This window comes from Diaphorobacter caeni, assembly GCF_015354245.1.
Taxonomy (GTDB): Bacteria; Pseudomonadota; Gammaproteobacteria; order Burkholderiales; family Burkholderiaceae_C; genus Diaphorobacter_A; species Diaphorobacter_A caeni.
The window spans coordinates 73,739-87,278 of sequence record NZ_JADKYZ010000012.1; the positions used below are offsets into that span (position 1 = coordinate 73,739).

9 protein-coding genes are annotated in these 13,540 nt (G+C 62.7%); 5 read left to right on the forward strand and 4 right to left on the reverse strand.

The genetic code is table 11. The features are described 5' to 3' along the window. Positions 1–124: 124 nt before the first annotated feature. The 3 genes from dusA to ISG32_RS24680 form a co-directional block, all read right to left on the reverse strand. Complete coding sequence (dusA, locus tag ISG32_RS24670) at positions 125–1,162, reverse strand: tRNA dihydrouridine(20/20a) synthase DusA (protein WP_194773670.1); 1,038 nt, start codon at positions 1,160–1,162, stop codon at positions 125–127. Positions 1,163–1,368: 206 nt separating this feature from the next. Then, positions 1,369–3,219, reverse strand: a complete 1,851-nt coding sequence (locus ISG32_RS24675; protein WP_194773671.1) for an AMP-dependent synthetase/ligase — start codon at positions 3,217–3,219, stop codon at positions 1,369–1,371. Between the two features lie 190 nt (positions 3,220–3,409). After that, positions 3,410–4,045, reverse strand: a complete 636-nt coding sequence (locus tag ISG32_RS24680; protein WP_194773672.1) for a GntR family transcriptional regulator — start codon at positions 4,043–4,045, stop codon at positions 3,410–3,412. Positions 4,046–4,441: 396 nt separating this feature from the next. Between ISG32_RS24680 and scpA the strand changes: the two genes are divergently transcribed. The 5 genes from scpA (at position 4,442) to ISG32_RS24705 (ending at position 11,929) form a co-directional block, all read left to right on the forward strand. Continuing rightward, positions 4,442–6,610, forward strand: a complete 2,169-nt coding sequence (gene scpA / locus ISG32_RS24685; protein ID WP_194773673.1) for a methylmalonyl-CoA mutase — start codon at positions 4,442–4,444, stop codon at positions 6,608–6,610. A gap of 11 nt (positions 6,611–6,621) precedes the next feature. Beyond that, entirely contained in the window at positions 6,622–7,620 is a 999-nt protein-coding gene (meaB, locus tag ISG32_RS24690; RefSeq protein WP_228530104.1) for a methylmalonyl Co-A mutase-associated GTPase MeaB, read from the forward strand. 47 nt (positions 7,621–7,667) lie between these two features. After that, positions 7,668–9,200, forward strand: coding sequence for an acyl-CoA carboxylase subunit beta (locus ISG32_RS24695; RefSeq protein WP_194773675.1), 1,533 nt, complete (start codon positions 7,668–7,670; stop codon positions 9,198–9,200). 89 nt (positions 9,201–9,289) lie between these two features. Next, positions 9,290–9,853, forward strand: coding sequence for a peptidase M15 (locus ISG32_RS24700; protein ID WP_194773676.1), 564 nt, complete (start codon positions 9,290–9,292; stop codon positions 9,851–9,853). 21 nt (positions 9,854–9,874) lie between these two features. After that, positions 9,875–11,929: an acetyl-CoA carboxylase biotin carboxylase subunit gene (locus tag ISG32_RS24705; protein WP_194773677.1), complete on the forward strand. Its 2,055-nt coding sequence runs from the start codon at positions 9,875–9,877 to the stop codon at positions 11,927–11,929. A 193-nt stretch (positions 11,930–12,122) separates the two neighbouring features. Here the strand turns inward: ISG32_RS24705 and ISG32_RS24710 are convergent, their stop codons facing one another. Continuing rightward, complete coding sequence (locus ISG32_RS24710) at positions 12,123–13,343, reverse strand: MFS transporter (protein WP_194773678.1); 1,221 nt, start codon at positions 13,341–13,343, stop codon at positions 12,123–12,125. Positions 13,344–13,540 lie beyond the last annotated feature (197 nt).

The window sequence follows — 13,540 nt, forward strand, 5'->3', positions numbered from 1 at the left end:
CCGGTCCAAGGATGCTATTCCAAACCGTGCTCTCCACCGTCGTTTGCCTGTAGGAGAAAGCCACTATTGAAAGCCATGATGCGCTTGAGCTAGCAACAGGCTCGTCGTCTCCCGAAATCAGGGCTCAGGCGACGGCCGTCTCTTGCGGGTTTGCGGCTGCATTCGGCTTGGTGCGCGCGATCTGCATGACCTCGCGCGCGGGCAGATGCTTCAGGCGATGGTCGCTCCACACCTGACGCCAGCGCCGCGCCCCGGGCAGTCCGTTGCGCAGGCCCAGCATGTGGCGGGCGATCGAATACCAGTGCGTGCCGTGCTTCGCGGCCTCGTGCTCCATGTACTCCACCATGCGTTCTTCCACGAGTTCACGGGTGAGCCCGTTTGGCGCATCGCCGTAGAACACCTCGTCCCAGCGCGCGAGCCACCATGGGTTGTGATAGGCCTCGCGGCCCACCATCACGCCATCGAGCACCTCGAGCTGTTCCAGCACCGCGCTGTCGGCAACGAATCCGCCGTTGATCGCGATCGTCAGTTGCGGAAAGTCCTTCTTCAATTGCGCCACCACGTCATAGCGCAGCGGTGGAATCTCGCGGTTCTCCTTGGGAGACAGCCCTTTGAGCCAGGCGTTGCGCGCATGGGCGATGAACACCGTGCAGCCCGCGTCGGCCACCGTGCCCACGAAATCGCGCACGAAACCATATTCTTCCACCTTGTCGATGCCGATCCGGTGCTTGACCGTCACGGGCACGGACACCGCGTCCACCATGGCCTTCACGCAATCGGCCACCAGCTGCGGCTCGTTCATCAGGCAGGCGCCGAACGCGCCACGCTGCACCCGCTCGCTGGGGCAGCCGCAGTTCAGATTGATTTCGTCATAGCCCCATTGCTCACCGAGCTTGGCGCTGTGCGCCAGATCGGCCGGCTCGCTTCCGCCCAGCTGCAGCGCGACCGGATGCTCGGCCTCGCCAAAGCGCAGATGGCGCTCCACGTCCCCATGCACCAGCGCGCCGGTCGTCACCATCTCGGTGTAGAGCAGCGTGTGGCGGCTCAGCAGACGGTGCAGATGGCGGCAATGACGGTCGGTCCAGTCCATCATCGGCGCAACGGACGTGCGCCATGGGCTGAAAGCGGGGGAGGTGGATGGGGTGTCTTTGTCAGTGTTCATGCTGGATCCGGGCGCCGCGTGCGACGCGTCCTGCCTCCCGGCAAGCGCCGAAAACGCCCGAACGCATCAAGCGTTCGGGGGCGGCGCGACCTTCGGGAGAAGGCCGCTATTGTGCACTTGCCGTGCTTGCACCTGCACGCGCGAGGCTTTCGCTCACTGCCCGGGCTTCAGCGCAAATCCTGCCGATACGGTTTCACCGACAAGAATCAGCGCGGCGCGGGCTTGTTGTACATCGCGTCGATGGCCTCGCCGTAGTAGCCCATGAGGTTGTTGCGCTTGAGCTTGAGCGTGGGGGTCATGAAGGTGTTTTCAATCGTCCATGGCTCGCGCGTGAGGTGCACCGCGCGCGGCACGGCGTAGCGGGCGAAGCTTGTGGTCTGCCTCGTGATGCGGTCCAGCGCCGCCTTCTCTACCGCGGGCTTGCCGAGGCTGGCTGGGTCTTCAGGGTCCAGTTGGAGGTCGGCGGCGAGCTTGCGCCATTCCTCCTCGTTGACGGAGGCCACACAGGCGATGAATGGGCGGTTCTCGCCGACGACGAAGGCCTGCGCGAACAGCGGATCGGCGGTGATCGCCATTTCGAGGTCGCCCGGGGGGATCTTCTCGCCGGTCGATGTGACGATGATTTCCTTGATGCGTCCCAGAATGCGGATGCGGCCGCCGTCCACCAGTTCGGCCTGATCGCCCGTGCGCAGCCAGCCGTCCTCGGTCATGATGCGCGCGGTGTCTTCCGGCCGATTCCAGTAGCCCTTCATGACGATGGGGCCGCGTACCTGCAGTTCGCGGTTCTCGCCGATGCGTGCTTCGACGCCTGGCAATGCGCGGCCGACGGTGGACGGGTCGTTGTCGGTCAGCGTGTTGACCGAGACGACGGGCGTGGTTTCCGTCATGCCGTAGCCCTGAATCAGCGGCAGCCCGAGGCCCAGAAAGCACTTGGCGATGCTGGGCGAAAGCGGTGCGCCGCCGCTGACCGCCACGCGCACGCGGCCACCGAATTTCTCCAGAAGCGGCTTGGCGACAAGCGCGCGCAGCAGCGGCCAAGGCAGGGCGCGCATCCAGCCGCCGGTGTCGTCGCCGTCCTCCTTGGGGGCTGGCAGGCCCTGTGCGGCACAGAACTTGCGCCAGCCCACGGTCTGCGCGGCCTGAAAGAGCTGCATCTTGAAGCCCGATGACGACAGCACCTCCAGCATCTTGGCGTGCACACGTTCGTAGATGCGCGGCACGGAGACCAGAATGGTCGGCTTCACGATCATCATGTCCTGCGCGATCAGCGCGACGGAGCGTGCATAGGCCACGCAGCTGCCCGAGGCAATGGCGAGGTAGTAGCCGCCGGTGCGCTCGAAGGTGTGCGACAGCGGCAGGAACGACAGGAACACGTCCGAGGCGACCGGCGAGATGCGCTGCATCACCGCCTTCACGTCGGCGATCACGTTGGCGTGCGTGAGCATCACGCCCTTGGGCTTGCCGGTGGTGCCGCTGGTGTAGACGATGGCCGCCAGATCATCCGGAGCGGGCGGCGGCGGCAGCGCCTGGTCGGCGGGTGCGGCATCCAGCCATTCACCGAGCGGCGCCACGGGAATCTCATGGGATGGCTTGTCGCCGGTGGCGGGAAGCGCCTCGCCGGTCGCGATGACCACGCCGCGCAGGTGCGGAAAGCTGTCACAGGCGTCCGCGATGTGCTGCCATTGCGCGCTGTCGGTCAACACCAGCAGCGAGACCTCGGCATCGTTGAGGATGTAGGCGATGCTGCCGGGGTTGTCGATGGCGTGCAGCGGCACAGGCGCGCAGCCGGTCGCCATGACCGCCTGATCGATGCACATGGCGTTCAGGCCATTGGGCAGAAGAATGGCCACATGCGACTTCTCGGGAAGGCCCGTCATGGCCAGCGCGCGGGAATAGCGGGCGATTTCGGCCTCGGCTTCGCGCCAGTTCAGGCTTTTCCATTCGCCGTGAGAATCACACTGGCGGTAGGCCTCGCCCTCTGGCGTGAGGCGCGCGCGCGTGGCGAACAATGCTGGAAGGGTATGGACGTCTTGTAGTTCAGTGACAGGCGAATTCATGCGGCAACCAGTGAGGGAGACGGCGGCAGGCATGGAGTGGCGCGGGTGTACCCGGCTTGTCTGCATGCCTGCATCAAAGCCAATCATCTTACCCATAGAAGGGAATACCCGGACCGGATCCTGTCGCGCGGGTTTGAAATGTCCGAGAAAGATGTGACGAGGCGTCAGCGCGCGTCATCATCAGCAGGGGCTAACCGGCCGCGTTCAGCCCCTGCATGAAATGCGTCTGCATCGCGCGGCGTGCGGCCTCAGGGTCGCGGGCGTCAAAGGCCGCCATGATGATCGCGTGTTCATGGAGGGAGTCGGCGATGCGCCCGGACTTGAGCAGCGAGTTGTGGCGGCTGAGCTTCATGACCCGGCGCAGATCCTGCACCATCTGGAACAGCCATTTGTTGGCCGTGGCCTCGAGCACGCGCATGTGGAACTGCTCGTTGATGTTGAAGAATTTCTTGCGGTCCAGCGTGGCCTGCTCCAGCTCGGCGTGCAGCGCGTGCAGCTCGGCGAGCTGCAGGGGGCTTGCGAACTCGGCGACCCAGGCGGCCGCGTCGCTCTCGAGCAGGGCGAGCAGGTGATAGACCTGCTTCATGTCCTCGTGCGTCACCTCGGTCACCCAGGCGCCGCGCCGCACCTTCATGGTGATCAGTCCTTCGGACGCCAGCACCTTGAGCGCCTCGCGCAGCGGTGTGCGGCTGATGCCGAATTCCTCCGCGATCTTCGCCTCGTCGATCCAACTGCCGGGAGTGAGCTCGTCCGAAAAGATGCGCTGACGCAGCAATTCGGCAACTTCTTCGTACAACGCGCGCGGGGAAAGGGTGGCAATGCTCATAGGTAGGGGCGAGATTCTAGGGGGAAGCGGCGTAGTCGACAGAGACGATGCGGTTGTAAGGCGTGTTGTAAGAAACTTGTGCGACAGTCGCGGCCGCTTGCGTTCTGGCAGCTGCGTTGTCCGGCCTGTCAACAAACAAGCCATCGATTTTTGATAAAAGTCGCAGATCAGTCGCTAGAATTGACGTTTACGTAAACGTGATTCTTCACAATCATGGTTTACACGAATCACCTTGGCGACATTCCTGTGACTTGAATTTCCGACAAAGATATGACAATTTACGCTGAATTCAAAATTTTGGATCAATAATTATGAATTCGCTACGTCTTTTTGCATAACGAAATTTGGCGCACCCTTCAGGTAACCCTCCAACTTCTTCCAAAGACTCCATTTGCCATGACCGAAGCCTCCAAACCCCGTGACAACTTTGCCTCCTCCAGCATGGAAGACTGGCAGAAAGCCGCCGCCAAGTCCGCCCCCAATGGCGACGTGTCGGCCCTGAACTGGATCACGCCGGACGGCATTTCGGTCAAGCCGCTGTACACGGCCGATGACACCGCGGGTCTGCAGTACACCAACACGCTGCCCGGCATGGAGCCCTACATCCGTGGCCCGCAGGCGACGATGTACGCCGTGCGCCCGTGGACGATCCGCCAGTACGCGGGTTTCTCCACCGCCGAAGAGTCCAACGCGTTCTACCGCAAGGCGCTGGCTGCGGGCGGGCAGGGCGTTTCGGTGGCGTTCGATCTGGCAACGCACCGTGGTTACGACTCCGACCATCCGCGCGTGACGGGTGATGTGGGCAAGGCCGGTGTGGCGATTGACTCGGTCGAGGACATGAAGATCCTGTTCGACCAGATTCCGCTGGACAAGGTGTCTGTCTCGATGACCATGAACGGTGCGGTGCTGCCCGTGCTGGCTGGTTACGTGGTGGCTGCTGAAGAGCAGGGCGTCTCGCAGGACAAGCTCTCCGGAACCATTCAGAACGACATTCTGAAGGAGTTCATGGTGCGCAACACCTATATCTACCCGCCCAAGCCGTCGATGAAGATCATCGGCGACATCATCGAGTACACGAGCAAGAACATGCCCAAGTTCAACTCGATCTCGATCTCGGGCTATCACATGCAGGAAGCCGGTGCGAACCAAGCGTTGGAACTTGCCTTCACGCTGGCGGACGGCAAGGAATACGTGAAGACCGCCACCGCCAAGGGCATGGACGTGGACGATTTCGCGGGCCGCCTGTCGTTCTTCTGGGCGATCGGCATGAACTTCTACCTGGAAATCGCCAAGATGCGCGCAGCCCGCCTGCTGTGGTGCCGCATCATGAAGGGTTTCGACGCGAAGAAGCCCAAGAGCCTGATGCTGCGCACGCACTGCCAGACGTCCGGCTGGTCGCTCACCGAGCAGGACCCGTACAACAATGTCGTGCGCACCACCATCGAGGCGATGGCCGCGGTGTTCGGCGGCACGCAATCGCTGCATACCAACGCGCTGGATGAAGCCATCGCGCTGCCCACCGAGTTCTCGGCCCGCATCGCCCGCAACACGCAGCTCATCATTCAGGAAGAAACCCACATCACCAGCGTGATCGATCCTTGGGCCGGCTCCTACATGATGGAAAAGCTCACGCAGGACATGGCCGATGCCGCCTGGAAGATCATCGAAGAAGTCGAAGAAATGGGCGGCATGACCGCTGCCGTGGATTCGGGCTGGGCCAAGCTCAAGATCGAAGCCGCCGCCGCCGAGAAGCAGGCGCGCATCGACTCGGGCAAGGACGTGATCGTCGGCGTGAACAAGTACAAGCTCGCCAAGGAAGACGCGGTCGACATCCTCGAAGTGGACAACGTGAAGGTGCGCGACAACCAGATCAAGCGCCTGAACGACATGAAGGCAAAGCGCGACGAAGCCGCAGTGCAGGCGGCGCTCGCCGCATTGACTGCGGCCGCCAAGTCGGGCGAGGGCAATCTGCTGGATCTGGCGATCAAGGCCATCCGACTGCGCGCCACCGTGGGCGAAGTCTCCGACGCGCTCGAAAAGGAATTCGGCCGCCATCGTGCCGATACACAGAAGGTGACCGGTGTGTACGCTGCTGCTTATGACTCCGCTGAAGGCTGGGAAAAGCTCAAGGGCGAAATCAATGAAGCCTCTGAAAACCTGGGCCGCCGACCCCGCGTGATGATCGCCAAGCTCGGTCAGGACGGCCACGATCGCGGCGCCAAGGTGGTTGCCACCGCGTTCGCCGATCTGGGCTTTGACGTGGACATGGGCCCGCTGTTCCAGACCCCCGAAGAATGCGCGCGCCAGGCCATTGAAAACGACGTGCACGCCGTGGGCGTCTCGACGCTCGCGGCCGGCCACAAGACGCTGGTGCCCGCGATCATCGAGGAACTCAAGAAGCAGGGCGCGGACGACATCATCGTGTTCGTCGGCGGCGTGATCCCCGCTCAGGACTACGACTACCTCTACAGCGCAGGCGTGAAGGGCGTTTACGGCCCAGGCACGCCGATTCCGGCGAGCGCCAAGGACGTGCTCGAGCAGATCCGAAAGGCACAGGCAGCGTGACCCCGGCGGAGTTGTTGACCGGTATTCTGCAGGGCAGTCCTGCGGTGCAGCGGCGTGCCATGGCCAAGGCCATCACGCTGCTCGAATCGACCCGCGCCGACCATCGCGCGCAGGCCGACGAGCTGCTCACCGCCATGCTGCCGCACACCGGAAAGTCCTTTCGCCTCGGCATCAGCGGCGTGCCCGGCGTCGGCAAGTCGACCTTCATCGAAACGCTGGGCCTGCACCTCATCGGCAAGGGCCTGCGCGTGGCTGTGCTGGCGATCGACCCGTCGTCCACCGTCTCCGGTGGCTCGATTCTGGGCGACAAGACGCGCATGGAGCAGCTCTCGGTCCACCTGAGCGCCTACATCCGTCCGAGTCCGTCGAGCGGCACGCTGGGTGGCGTGGCCGAGAAGACGCGCGAGGCCATGCTGGTCTGCGAAGCGGCTGGCTATGACGTGGTGATCGTCGAGACCGTCGGCGTCGGCCAGAGCGAAATCGCGGTGCACGGCATGACCGACATGTTCTGCGTGCTGCAGCTGCCCAACGCGGGCGACGACCTTCAGGCCATCAAGAAGGGCGTGATGGAGCTGGCCGATCTGGTGGTCATCAACAAGGCCGACATCGATCCGCATGCCGCCACGCGTGCGCAGGCGCAGATCACATCGAGCCTGCGACTGCTCGGCATGCACGGCAACCCCGATCACGCGCACCACAACGAGCTGCTGTGGCAGCCGCGCGTGGTGCAGATCAGCGCGCTGAAGGGCGATGGCGTCGACAGTTTCTGGAACGCCGTCGAGGAATTCCGACGCCTGCAGACCGCCAACGGCAAGCTGCAGACGCGCCGCGAAAAACAGTCGCTCTCATGGATGTGGGAGCGCATCGACTTCGGTCTCAAACAGGCGTTTCGCCAGCATCCGCAAGTGCGCGGGCTGCTGTCGCAAATGCAATCCGATGTGGCGGCGGGCCGAATGGCCGCCTCCACCGCCGCGCGCGCCTTGCTCGCGGCACAAAGCACACCCAACTGATTCATTCAATTGCCATCTCTCACGGTATTTCACTGAAAGAAGCGACCATGCAAGACATCCTTGAGCAACTGGAAAAAAAGCGCGAACTCGCGCGACTCGGAGGCGGCCAGAAGCGCATCGACTCCCAGCACAAGAAAGGCAAGCTCACGGCGCGTGAACGCATCGAGCTGCTGCTGGACGACGGAACATTCGAAGAATGGGACATGTTCGTGGAGCACCGCTGCACGGACTTCGGCATGGAAAACACCAAGATCCCCGGCGACGGCGTGGTCACCGGCTACGGCATGATCAACGGCCGTCTGGTGTTCGTGTTCAGCCAGGACTTCACCGTGTTCGGTGGCGCACTGTCCGAAACACACGCAGAGAAGATCTGCAAGATCATGGACCAGGCCATGAAGGTCGGCGCTCCGGTGATCGGCCTGAACGACTCGGGCGGCGCCCGCATTCAGGAAGGCGTGGCGTCGCTTGGCGGCTATGCCGACGTGTTCCAGAAGAACGTGCTGGCCTCGGGCGTGATTCCGCAGATCTCGATGATCATGGGCCCAAGCGCGGGCGGTGCGGTGTATTCGCCTGCGATGACTGACTTCATCTTCATGGTCAAGGACTCGAGCTACATGTTCGTGACCGGCCCCGAAGTCGTGAAGACCGTGACGCACGAAGAAGTGACCGCCGAAGAACTCGGCGGCGCGGTGACGCACACGACCAAGAGCGGCGTGGCCGACATGGCGTTCGAGAACGACGTCGAAGCACTGATGATGCTGCGTCGCCTCTATAACTACCTGCCGCTCAACAACAAGGAAAAGCCGCCCGTGCGCCCCAGCCGCGATCCCTCCGATCGCGCTGACATGAGCCTCGACACGCTGGTTCCGGACAATCCGAACAAGCCGTACGACCTGAAGGAACTCATCGTCAAGACGGTGGACGATGGCGATTTCTTCGAGCTGCAGCCCGAGTACGCCAAGAACATCATCATCGGCTTTGCGCGCATGGAAGGCCAGACGGTCGGCATCGTCGCCAACCAGCCGCTGGTGCTGGCAGGCTGCCTCGACATCAAGAGCTCCATCAAGGCCGCGCGCTTCGTGCGTTTCTGCGATGCGTTCAACATCCCCGTCGTCACGTTTGTGGACGTGCCCGGCTTCATGCCCGGCACCTCGCAGGAATACGGCGGCATCATCAAGCACGGCGCCAAGCTGCTGTACGCGTACGCAGAATGCACCGTGCCGAAGATCACCGTCATCACCCGCAAGGCCTACGGCGGCGCGTACGACGTGATGTCCTCCAAGCACCTGCGCGGCGACGTCAACCTCGCATGGCCCAACGCCGAAATCGCGGTGATGGGCGCGAAGGGCGCGGTGGAAATCATCTTCCGTGAAGACAAGAACGATCCCGTAAAGCTCGCCGCCCGCGAAGCCGAATACAAGGAGCGTTTCGCCAACCCGTTCGTCGCTGGCGCACGCGGCTTCATCGACGACGTGATCCTCCCGCACGAAACCCGCAAGCGCATCTGCCGCTCGCTCTCGATGCTCAAGAACAAGCAGATCGAGAATCCGTGGCGCAAGCACGGGAACATCCCGCTGTAAATTCCACTATGACCAAGGTTCGATTCGATCCCCAGACGTATGCAGGTCTTGAGCGACTTGGACGTGTGGCGCTCTCCGAGAACTTTCACATGCGCGAGTTTCTGTACAGCGAGATAGCTGTTCAATATGGGTTGCGCAATGTTCCCGACCGAGAGTTGCTCGACGTCGCCATAGAGGCGGGCACCCAGTTGTGCTCTCAGCTTCTGGAGCCAATCCAGCAGCAGTTTGGACGCATTCATGTTCGCTCGGGATACCGAAGTTTCGAAGTGAATGCAGCTGGTGTGAATCGACACAATTGTGCCGCCGACAATCGGGGATTTCACACGTGGGATCATGCCAGCGAGCACCATGGTGTTGGCGCGACGGCTTGCATCAGCGTGCCGAGGATTTCACGTCAGGTGCTCTTGGGCCTGGTTCCCTACGAATCGATTGCTTGGTGGATTCATGATCACCTACCTGCTTGGAGCCATCTGGAGTTTTTTGCAACGCCGGAGCACTCCGATGAGGTGTGTTTCAACATTGGATGGCTTGAAAAGCCATTGAAGACCATGACGACCTGGCGAGGTGGGCCTCGGGCGCTGCACAAGTGCCTGCCATCCGTCGAAGACAGAGTAAAGCTGTCTCAAACATTAGTGAATGCGTGCGGCGTTTAAGCCGCAGATTCAGGAGTTCTTATGTTTTCGAAGATTCTGATTGCCAACCGCGGCGAGATCGCCTGCCGCGTGATCGCCACCGCCCGCAAGATGGGCATCAAGACCGTGGCTGTCTATTCCGACGCCGACAAGGATGCGCGTCACGTCAAGCTGGCCGATGAGGCCGTCCGCTTGGGCCCTGCGCCCAGCCGAGAGTCGTATCTGCTCGGTGACAAGATCATCGAAGCCTGCAAGCAGACCGGCGCACAGGCCGTGCACCCCGGCTACGGCTTCCTGTCGGAGAACGAAGGCTTTGCCAAGCGTTGCGAAGATGAGGGCATCGCCTTCATCGGCCCCAAGTCGCACTCCATCGCAGCGATGGGCGACAAGATCGCCTCCAAGAAGCTCGCCAACGAAGCCAAGGTCAACACGATTCCTGGCTACAACGACGCGATCGCTGGCCCGGATCAAGCCGTGGAAATCGCCAAGAAGATTGGCTATCCCGTGATGATCAAGGCATCGGCGGGCGGCGGCGGCAAGGGCCTGCGCGTGGCGTTCAACGACAAGGAAGCGCATGAAGGTTTCGCGTCCTGCCAGAACGAAGCCCGCAACAGCTTCGGCGACGACCGCATCTTCATCGAGAAGTTCGTGCAGGAGCCGCGCCACATCGAAATCCAGGTGCTGGGCGACTCGCACGGCAACGTGATCTATCTGAACGAGCGCGAGTGCTCCATCCAGCGCCGCCACCAGAAGGTGATCGAAGAGGCACCGTCGCCTTTCATCAGCGACGCCACCCGCAAGGCGATGGGCGAGCAGGCCGTGCAACTGGCCAAGGCGGTGAAGTACCAGTCCGCGGGCACGGTGGAATTCGTGGTCGGCAAGGACCAGGACTTCTACTTCCTCGAAATGAACACTCGCCTGCAGGTGGAGCATCCGGTGACGGAATGCATCACCGGCCTCGATCTGGTCGAGCAGATGATCCGCGTGGCCGCTGGCGAGAAGCTCTCGCTCACGCAAGCGGACGTGAAGCGCGAAGGTTGGGCGATCGAGTGCCGCATCAACGCGGAAGATCCGTTCCGCAACTTCCTGCCATCCACCGGCCGTCTGGTGCGTTTCCAGCCACCGGAGCAGAACATGTTCCAGTCCGAAGCCGGCATCAAGGACGGCGTGCGTGTGGACACGGGCGTGTACGAAGGCGGTGAGATTCCGATGTACTACGACTCGATGATCGCCAAGCTCATCGTGCACGGCAAGGATCGCAACGACGCCATCGCGAAGATGCGCGAGGCGCTCAACGGCTTCGTGATTCGCGGCATCAGCTCGAACATTCCGTTCCAGGCCGCGCTGCTGGCGCATCCCAAGTTCGTGACGGGCGATTTCAACACTGGCTTCATCGCCGAGAACTACGCCAACGGCTTCCATGCCGAAGACGTTCCGCACGCCGATCCGGATTTCCTCGTGGCACTGGCGGGTTACATGAACCGCCGCTACCGCGCACGCGCATCGGGCATCAGCGGCCAGCTGACCGGCCATGAGCTGCAGGTGGGCGCGAAGTTCACCGTCGTCGTGTTGGGCGCGCAAGGCGAGAACAAGCAGTTCCCGATCGAAGTGACGGATTACGACCTGTCCAAGACCTCCAGCTCCAGCACCGTGACGGTGAACGGCAAGGCCTACCAGATCAAGAGCTCGGCCGGCCTCGGCGACATCCGCGTGCAGGGCGAGTGCAACGGCAAGCCGTTCACCGCCCAGGTTGAACGCGGCACCGCGAAGAATCCGCTGATCCTGCGCGTGATCCACAACGGCACCCAGATCGATTCGCTGGTGCTCTCGCCCCAAGGCGCAGAGCTGTACAAGCTCATGCCTTACAAGGCACCACCGGACCTGTCCAAGTTCCTGCTCTCGCCCATGCCCGGTCTGCTGGTTGACGTGGCGGTGCAGCCCGGCCAGAAAGTTCAGGCCGGCGAGAAGCTCGCCGTGATTGAAGCAATGAAGATGGAAAACATCCTCTTCGCCGCACAGGACGGCGTGGTCAGCAAGGTCGTCGCAGGCAAGGGCGAATCGCTGGCCGTGGATCAGGTGATCATCGAGTTCGAGTGATTTGAACCGTTTCGCTGAATGAAGAACGCCGCAGTGCCCAAGCGCTGCGGCGTTCTTCGTTGCGGAATGGAACGCTCAAGCGATCAAGGTTTGCAGACCCTGCACCCACCGTGTTCTGCGCTTCAGGGTTTGAACGTGTGCCTTTCAATCCAATGAAATCCACTCTCTTGCGGCACAGACCATCCGGGTTCCGCTAGTTCCGCCACGCTTTCTGAAAGCCCGCAGCCAGCGCCACTCCCAGCGCCGCAGCCGCGCCAATCTGCAATCCAGCCGCCGTCCAGCCCCAACTGCCCATCAGCGTCCCCAGCATCACCGGCCCCACGACCTGGCCGAGGTAGTTGCCCTGCATGAGCACGCCGAGGCTCAGTGGCGCAAGCCGGGCTTCGGGTGCGGTGCGTGGTGCGGTGGCGATGCAGGTGCCGGGGATGATGCCCGCGATGGCGGAAAACAGGACGCACAGCGCGATCAGTGGCCAGGAACCCAGCGGGGCGAGATAGATGAGCAGACCCAACGCGCCGTTGATCACGAAGGTCAGCGTCAGCAGCACGCTGGGGCGCACGCCGCGCTGCAGGCACCAGCCTGCAAGCAGGTTGCCGATCATGTTGGCGGCGACGGTGACCGCCGCAGCGATTCCGGCCTGCGCAAGCGTGAGCCCGGCGCGCTCCATGAGAAAGCTTGGCAGAAAGCTCATGAAGGCGAAGAACTGCAGGTTGTAGGCGCCGAATGCCAGGGCCAGCAGCACGGGCGCGGGGGACAGGGCGACGCTCTTGATGTCCCGGCCACTGGGGGCGGTGGGCGCATGGCTTGCCGAGGCGGCGCTGACTTTCATCGCGACGGCCGCGGCGATGAGCAGCGCCAATGCGCCATCGACGATCCACAGCGCATGCCAGCCGCCGAGCATGGGGCCGAGCAGCATCGACAGCGAGATGCCCGCGCCCATGAAGCAGCTCCAGATGCCGAAGACGATGCTGCGGCGCGAGGGCGGGGTGAGGCGGTTGAGCACCGAGGGCGCGGCCACGACGATCAGCACGAAGCCGAGTCCTTCGATGATGCGCGTGGCGATCAGCCATGGAAAGGATGGCTGCATCACCGCCGCGAGGCTTGCCATGCCGAGGATCGCGAGGCCGATGACCAGCATGCGCCGGTCGCCCTGGCGCTGTACGAGGATGCCTGCCATCAGCCCGCCGACGAGTCCGACGATGGGAAACACCGACATCACCCAACTCAGCCCCGCCAGGTCGCGGCCGAACTCCTCGCGCATCTGCGGCACCGCGATGGGCGCCTTGCCCACATGCAGCGCGGAGATGACGCCCGCGATGATGACCAGCGAAATGGCGAGCATGTCCAGCCGAACGGAGGGGGATGGCGCAGTGGACGTGTTGGAGGACGCGGCAACGTTGTTCTGGTTTTTCATGCGAATGCGGACGAATGCGGACGAATACGGTCGGGAGCGGGTGAATGCAGGTGATTGGCAGCGAGGAAAGATCTGGAGCCTATGCCATTTCACGGCCAGCGTCGGCAAAAGGTCTTGAAGCTGGCGGAGTTCGATGCTTTGAGCAGTCACAATCCCCACAGGAGCGCGGACGATTTCCGCGCGCCGTTGTTCTGTTT

Excerpts from the sequence above, each read along its gene's own strand:
- dusA (WP_194773670.1), bottom strand. The coding sequence starts at position 1,162 with ATGAACACTGACAAAGACACCCCATCCACCTCCCCCGCTTTCAGCCCA.
- ISG32_RS24675 (WP_194773671.1), bottom strand. The coding sequence starts at position 3,219 with ATGAATTCGCCTGTCACTGAACTACAAGACGTCCATACCCTTCCAGCA.
- ISG32_RS24680 (WP_194773672.1), bottom strand. The coding sequence starts at position 4,045 with ATGAGCATTGCCACCCTTTCCCCGCGCGCGTTGTACGAAGAAGTTGCC.
- scpA (WP_194773673.1), top strand. The coding sequence starts at position 4,442 with ATGACCGAAGCCTCCAAACCCCGTGACAACTTTGCCTCCTCCAGCATG.
- ISG32_RS24695 (WP_194773675.1), top strand. The coding sequence starts at position 7,668 with ATGCAAGACATCCTTGAGCAACTGGAAAAAAAGCGCGAACTCGCGCGA.
- ISG32_RS24700 (WP_194773676.1), top strand. The coding sequence starts at position 9,290 with ATGCGCGAGTTTCTGTACAGCGAGATAGCTGTTCAATATGGGTTGCGC.
- ISG32_RS24705 (WP_194773677.1), top strand. The coding sequence starts at position 9,875 with ATGTTTTCGAAGATTCTGATTGCCAACCGCGGCGAGATCGCCTGCCGC.
- ISG32_RS24710 (WP_194773678.1), bottom strand. The coding sequence starts at position 13,343 with ATGAAAAACCAGAACAACGTTGCCGCGTCCTCCAACACGTCCACTGCG.